We start from the raw sequence: 7,491 nt of genomic DNA, 5'->3' as shown, positions 1-7,491 counted from the left end.
ATTGTGGCCCGACCAATAATTCGCATTTACCCCCCGTCTTTTTCCTGTCCATACAAGCTGTTACTGTACGGTCCACATAGCCCAAGCCGCCTGGATCGGATCTCCTATTTGAAGCGTTCCCTGTTCCTGATCAGCCTGGCCTTGAGCTCCACCGCAAGCGCGACGATCAGCGAAAGCCATGGTTATGCGCAGTTCGGCACGCTCAAGTACCCGGCCCGATTTACCCACTTCGACTGGGTCAACCCGCAAGCGCCCAAGGGCGGTACGTTGCGGGTCATGGCGTTTGGCACCTTCGATACGCTCAACCCCTACACCTTCAAGGGCACCAGCCCGGTCACCACACCGAACTTCCTGCAATACGGCATCAACGAGCTCAACGAGCCACTGATGATCGGCACCGGGCAGTACGCACCCTCGGGTGATGAGCCCGCATCCAGCTATGGCCTGATTGCCCAGTCCGTGGAGTACAACGAGGACCGCAGCTGGGTGGTGTTCAACCTGCGCCCCGAAGCACGCTTCCATGACGGTACGCCGATCACCGCCTACGACGTCGCGTTCTCCTATCGCGTGTTGCTCAAGGAAGGCCATCCGCTGTACCGCACCAGCCTTCAGGAAGTGTCGCGGGTCGACATCCTCAACCCGCAGCGCATCCGTTTCGTGTTCAAGCGCGCTGGCAATCCGCTGCTGATCCTGCGCCTGGGCGAAATGCCGGTGCTGGCGCAGCACTACTGGAAAGGCCGCGACTTCAAGGCCACCACCTTCGAACCGCCGCTGGGCAGCGGGCCGTATCGCATCACTTCTGTCACGCCAGGACGGCAGATCGTCTTCGAACGGGTCAAGGATTACTGGGGCAAGGACCTGCCGGTCAATCGCGGCAAGTACAACTTCGACCGCATGGAAGTCGAGTTCTACCGCGACAGCGACGTGGCGTTCGAGGCGTTCAAGGCCGGTGAGTTCGACATCTATATCGAGCATCAGGCGAAGAACTGGGACACCGGCTACAACTTCCCGGCCATACGCCGCGGCGAGGTGATCAAGGCGCAGATTTCCCACCAGATCCCGACCCAAACCCAGGGCCTGTTCATGAACAGCCGTCGCCCGGCATTCTCGGACGCCAAGGTCCGTGAAGCGCTGGGGCTGATGTTCAACTTTGAATGGACCAACCGCACCCTGTTCAGCGGCGCCTACCATCGCGCCATGAGCTACTACCCCAACAGCGAGTTCTCGGCCAGCGGTTTGCCGGTCGGACATGAATGGCTGTTGCTCAAGCCCTATCGTGAACAGCTGCCAGCCAGGCTCTTTACCGAGCCGTTCAACCTGCCGCAGACCGACGGGCACGGCATCCCCCGGGAGACCTTGCGCAAAGCCCTTGGCCTGCTCGCCGAAGCCGGCTGGAAGCTCAATGGCCAGCGTATGCAAAACGCCACCGGGCAACCCTTGCGGCTGGAGTTGCTGCTGGTCAACCCGAATCTGGAACGCATCCTCCAGCCTTACGTCGAGAACCTGGCCAGCATCGGCATCGATGCGCAGTTGCGCACCGTCGACCGCGCGCAATACAAGCAGCGCCTGGACCAGTTCGATTTCGACATGATTCTGATGACCCTCAACCAGACCCTCAGCCCGGGCCTGGAACAGTGGCAGTACTTTCACTCCAGCCAGGCCGGGGTCAAGGGCAGCAAGAATTACGCAGGCATTGCCAACCCGGTGGTCGACCATCTACTCGAGCAGTTACTGGCCGCCCGGACCCGCGATGAGCAAGTCGCCGCCGGCAAGGCCCTTGACCGCGTGCTGTTGTGGCAGCACTACATCGTTCCCAACTGGTACCTCAATTATCACCGCCTGGCGTACCGCAACCGGCTCGCCTTCGTCACCACGCCGCCCTATACCCTGGGCCTTAACGCGTGGTGGCTGAAATCTTCGGAGAAAGATCAATGAAACCGATCCGCACCCTGCTCCTGCAGGCCAGCGGCCTGTTGTTCGCCGGGCTGGCCTGCGCCGCCCCGCAACATGCCGTGACCTTGTACAACGAGCCGCCAAAATACCCGGCCGACTTCAAACACTTCGATTACGTCAATCCCGACGCGCCCAAGGGCGGGATTTTCCGTCAGGCCGGTTTCGGCGGTTTCGACAGCCTCAACCCGTTCATCAGCAAAGGCGTGCCGGCGGACGATATCGGCATGATCTACGACACCCTGGCCAAGCAAGGGCTGGACGAACCGTTCACCGAGTACGGCCTGATCGCCCGCCTGATCGAGAAAGCCCCGGACAACGGTTGGGTGCGCTTCTACCTGCGTCCGGAAGCACGCTTCCATGACGGCCATCCGGTACGCGCCGAGGACGTGGTGTTCAGCTTCCAGATGCTGACCAAGGACGGCGCGCCGATGTACCGCGGCTACTACAACGACGTGGCCGAAGTGGTCGCCGAAGACCCGCTGACCGTGCTGTTCAAGTTCAAGCACACCAACAATCGCGAACTGCCGCTGATCCTCGGCCAGTTGCCGGTGCTGCCCAAGCATTGGTGGGCCGACCGCGATTTCAACAAGGGCAACCTGGAAATCCCGCTGGGCAGCGGTCCGTACAAGGTCAGCGAAGTGAAGGCCGGACGCTCGGTGCGTTACGAGCGGGTCAAGGACTACTGGGGCAAGGATCTGCCGGTCAATCGCGGTTTCTACAACTTCGACGTGATGACCACTGATTACTACCGCGACAACACCGTGGCCCTGGAAGCGCTCAAGGCCGGGCAGTTCGACTACTGGCTGGAAATGACCGCGAAAAACTGGGCCAACGCCTACAACACTCCGGCGGTCACCGAAGGTCGACTGGTCAAGGAGCAGATTCCCAACGGCAATCCGACCGGCATGCAAGGTTTCGTCTTCAACCTGCGCCGCCCGGTGTTCCAGGATGTGCGCGTGCGCCAGGCCTTGTCGCTGTTGCTGGACTTCGAATGGACCAACAAGCAACTGTTCAACGGTGCCTATGTGCGTACCCGCAGTTACTTCGAGAACTCGGAAATGGCCGCTACCGGCCTGCCTGATGCCGAACAGGTGGCGATCCTCGAGCCTTTGCGCAGCAAACTGCCGCCGCAAGTGTTCAGCGAAGCGTTCCAGAACCCGACCACCGACGGCAGCGGCATGATCCGCGCCCAGCAACGGCAAGCCTATCAACTGCTGCAGGAGGCCGGCTGGCGCATCGTCGATGACAAAATGGTCGATGCCACCGGCAAACCGGTGGTCATCGAATTCCTGTTGGCCCAGACCGAATTCGAACGGGTGCTGTTGCCATTCAAGCGCAACCTGAGCGACCTGGGCATTGATCTGGTGATCCGCCGGGTCGACGTCTCGCAATACATCAACCGCGTGCGCTCCCGGGACTTCGACATGATCGTCGGCAGCTTCCCGCAGTCCAATTCGCCGGGTAACGAACAACGGGAATTCTGGATGTCGGACGCCGCCGACAAGCCCGGCAGTCGCAATTCCATGGGCCTGAAAGATCCGGTGGTCGACCAACTGGTCGAGCAACTGATCAACGCCGATTCGCGCAACAGCCTGGTGGCCCACGCTCGCGCGCTGGACCGCGTTCTGCAATGGGGCTATTACGTAATACCCAACTGGCACATCAAGACCTGGCGCGTGGCGTACTGGAACCACATCGGCCATCCAAAGGTCTCGCCTAAATACGACATCGGCACGGCCACCTGGTGGGTCAAGCCTGACATCAAGCCGGCGCTGGAAGTCGAAACCACACTGCAGGCCGCTCCTGCAGGCACGGAGTAATCAGATGCTGGCGTATATTTTTCGGCGACTGCTGCTGATCATTCCGACCCTGTTCGGCATCTTGCTGATCAACTTCGTGATCATCCAGGCCGCCCCGGGCGGGCCGGTGGAGCAGATGATCGCCAAGCTCGAAGGCTTCGAAGGCGCCACCAGCCGCATCGCCGGCGGCGGTGCCGAAGTCTCGGTGGCAGGCTCGGCCTATCGCGGTGCCCAAGGCCTGGATCCGGCGCTGATCAAGGAAATCGAGCACATGTACGGCTTCGACAAATCGGCGCCGGAACGCTTGTGGATCATGGTCAAGAACTATGCGTCCCTGGATTTCGGCGACAGCTTCTTCCGCGACGCCAAGGTCATCGACCTGATCAAGGAAAAGATGCCGGTCTCGATCTCCCTCGGGCTGTGGAGCACGCTGATCATGTACCTGGTGTCGATCCCGTTGGGGATCGCCAAGGCCAAGCGGCACGGCAGCCACTTCGACGTCTGGACCAGTTCGGCGATCATCGTCGGCTACGCGATCCCGGCATTCCTGTTCGCCATCCTGTTGATCGTGGTGTTCGCCGGTGGCAGTTACCTGGACTGGTTCCCGTTGCGCGGGTTGACTTCGRACAACTTCGACGAGTTGAGTATGGGCGGCAAGATCCTCGACTACTTCTGGCACCTGGCGCTGCCGGTGACCGCGCTGGTGATCGGCAACTTCGCAACCATGACCCTGCTCACCAAGAACAGTTTCCTCGACGAGATCAACAAGCAGTACGTGATCACCGCCAGGGCCAAGGGCCTGACCAACCACCGCGTGCTTTACGGCCACGTGTTCCGCAACGCCATGCTGCTGGTGATCGCCGGTTTCCCCTCGGCCCTCATCGGCATCTTCTTCACCGGTTCGTTGCTGGTGGAGGTGATCTTCTCCCTCGACGGCCTCGGCCTGATGAGTTTCGAAGCGGCGATCAACCGCGATTACCCGGTGGTGTTCGGCACGCTGTTCATCTTCACTTTGCTGGGGCTGGTGGTGAAACTGATCGGCGACCTGACCTACACCTTTGTCGATCCGCGCATCGACTTCGAAAGCCGGGAGCATTGAGATGAACCTGTCCCCTCTCAATCGCCGACGCTTCGAACTGTTCAAGGCCAACAGGCGTGGCTGGTGGTCGCTGTGGCTGTTCCTGATCCTGTTTGGCGCAAGCCTGGGCGCCGAGCTGATCGCCAACGACAAGCCGCTGGCGGTGCATTACGACAACAACTGGTACTTCCCGGCGCTCAAGCGTTACCCGGAAACCACCTTCGGCGGCGAATTTCCGCTGGAGGCAAACTACAAGAGCCCGTACATCCGCGAACTGCTCAAGGCCAAGGACGCCTGGGTGCTGTGGGCGCCGATTCCCTACAGTTACCAGAGCATCAACTACGACCTGAAAGTCCCGGCCCCGGCCCCGCCCTCGACGGACAACCTGCTGGGCACCGACGATCAGGGCCGCGATGTGCTGGCCCGGGTGATCTACGGGTTCCGCATTTCGGTGCTGTTCGCCCTGACCCTGACCGTGCTCAGCTCGATCATCGGCGTGATCGCCGGGGCCTTGCAGGGTTTCTACGGTGGCTGGGTGGATCTGGCCGGGCAGCGCTTCCTGGAGATCTGGTCCGGGCTGCCAGTGTTGTACCTGCTGATCATCCTCGCCAGTTTCGTGCAACCCAATTTCTGGTGGCTACTGGGGATCATGCTGCTGTTCTCGTGGATGAGCCTGGTGGACGTGGTACGCGCCGAATTCCTGCGCGGGCGTAACCTGGAATACGTACGCGCCGCCCGCGCCCTGGGCATGCAGAACGGTGCGATCATGTTCCGCCACATTTTGCCCAACGCGATGGTCTCGACCATGACCTTCATGCCGTTCATCCTCACCGGCGCCATCGGCACATTGACCGCCCTGGACTTCCTCGGTTTCGGCCTGCCGGCGGGCAGCCCGTCCCTGGGTGAACTGGTAGCGCAGGGCAAATCCAACCTGCAGGCGCCCTGGCTGGGCATCAGCGCCTTTGCGGTGCTGGCCTTGATGTTGAGTTTGCTGGTGTTCATCGGCGAGTCAGCTCGCGATGCCTTCGACCCGAGGAAGTGAAATGAATCAGAACAATCTGATCGAAGTGCGCGACCTGGCCGTCGACTTTGTCGTCGGCAATCGCTGCCAGCGGGCGGTCGAAGGCGTCAGCTTCGACATCAAGCGCGGTGAAACCCTGGCTTTGGTCGGCGAGAGCGGCTCCGGCAAATCGGTAACCGCACACTCGATCCTGCGCCTGCTGCCCTACCCGCTCGCCCGGCATCCGTCCGGCACCATCGTATATTCCGGGCAGAATCTGCTGGACCTGAAAGAAAAAACCATCCGCCACATTCGCGGCAACCGCATTGCAATGATCTTCCAGGAGCCGATGACCTCGCTCAATCCGCTGCACTCGATCGAAAAGCAGATCAACGAGGTGCTGGGCATCCACAAAGGCCTGACCGGCAAAGTCGCGACCAAACGCACGCTGGAGCTGCTGGAGATGGTCGGCATTCCCGAGCCGCACAAGCGCCTCAAGGCCCTGCCCCACGAGCTGTCCGGCGGCCAGCGTCAGCGGGTGATGATCGCCATGGCCCTGGCCAACGAGCCGGAACTGCTGATCGCCGATGAGCCGACCACCGCGCTGGACGTGACCGTCCAGCTGAAAATCCTCGAATTGCTCAAGGAACTGCAGGCCCGATTGGGCATGGCGCTGCTGCTGATCAGCCACGATTTGAACCTTGTGCGAAGAATTGCGCACCGCGTATGTGTCATGCAGCAAGGTTGTATCGTCGAACAGGCATCGTGCGAAGAGCTGTTCCGCGCGCCGCAGCATCCGTACACTCGGGAACTGCTGGCAGCGGAGCCCGGCGGCAAGCCTGCAAGCAACGTGATCGGCCCGCCCTTGCTGGCGGTCGAGGACCTGAAAGTCTGGTTCCCGATCAAGAAAGGCTTGCTCAAGCGCACGGTCGATTATGTGAAGGCGGTCGACGGCATCAATTTCAGCCTGCCCCAGGGCCAGACCTTGGGGATTGTGGGTGAAAGCGGTTCCGGAAAATCGACCCTGGGTCTGGCGATTTTGCGGCTGATCGCCAGCAAAGGCGCCATTCGCTTTGAAGGCCAGCCGCTGGACTGCCTGACGCAGCAACAGGTCCGGCCGCTGCGGCGGGAGATGCAAGTGGTGTTTCAGGACCCGTACGGCAGCCTGAGCCCACGGATGTGCGTGAATGACATCGTTGGCGAAGGCCTGCGGATCCACAAGATGGGCACCGCGGCGGAACAGGAACAAGCGATCATTGCAGTACTCAAGGAGGTAGGCCTGGATCCGGAAACCCGGCACCGCTACCCCCACGAATTTTCCGGCGGGCAACGGCAGAGAATCGCCATTGCCCGGGCATTGGTGTTAAAACCGGCGTTGATTCTGCTGGACGAGCCGACTTCGGCCCTCGACCGCACGGTACAACGCCAGGTAGTGGAGCTTTTACGTTCACTGCAAACCAAGTACAACCTGACGTATCTGTTTATCAGCCATGACCTGGCTGTGGTGAAAGCGCTGAGCCACCAGTTGATGGTGGTCAAGCATGGCCAAGTGGTCGAACAGGGAGACGCGCAAAGCATTTTTGCCGCCCCCCGACATCCGTATACACAGCAGTTGCTGGAAGCCGCTTTTCTGGCTCCGGCCACTGCGCAATAACCTGAAA

Annotated in this window: 5 protein-coding genes; all 5 read left to right on the top strand. The window is 60.9% G+C overall.

Annotated elements, in window-relative coordinates; genetic code table 11:
- The first annotated feature begins 108 nt into the window (after positions 1-108).
- The 5 genes from AC1DU9_RS23145 to AC1DU9_RS23125 are packed head-to-tail and all read left to right on the top strand — an operon-like array spanning position 109 to position 7,484.
- Positions 109-1,935, top strand: a complete 1,827-nt coding sequence (locus AC1DU9_RS23145; protein ID WP_477810840.1) for an extracellular solute-binding protein — start codon at positions 109-111, stop codon at positions 1,933-1,935.
- Complete coding sequence (locus AC1DU9_RS23140; protein ID WP_223461818.1) at positions 1,932-3,773, top strand: extracellular solute-binding protein; 1,842 nt, start codon at positions 1,932-1,934, stop codon at positions 3,771-3,773. The genes AC1DU9_RS23145 and AC1DU9_RS23140 overlap by 4 nt, the downstream gene beginning before the upstream one ends.
- A gap of 4 nt (positions 3,774-3,777) precedes the next feature.
- A complete protein-coding gene (locus AC1DU9_RS23135) occupies positions 3,778-4,851 on the top strand; it encodes a microcin C ABC transporter permease YejB (RefSeq protein WP_477810839.1) in 1,074 nt (357 codons plus the stop codon).
- Position 4,852: 1 nt separating this feature from the next.
- Positions 4,853-5,872, top strand: coding sequence for an ABC transporter permease (locus AC1DU9_RS23130; RefSeq protein WP_223461820.1), 1,020 nt, complete (start codon positions 4,853-4,855; stop codon positions 5,870-5,872).
- A gap of 1 nt (position 5,873) precedes the next feature.
- The gene (locus AC1DU9_RS23125; protein WP_477810838.1) at positions 5,874-7,484 is read left to right on the top strand and encodes an ABC transporter ATP-binding protein; all 1,611 of its coding nucleotides are present in this window, start codon (positions 5,874-5,876) and stop codon (positions 7,482-7,484) included.
- The last annotated feature ends 7 nt before the right edge of the window (positions 7,485-7,491 follow it).

This window comes from Pseudomonas sp. P4_C1 (assembly GCF_056402155.1).
This window is presented reverse-complemented; position numbering and strand designations above follow the sequence as displayed.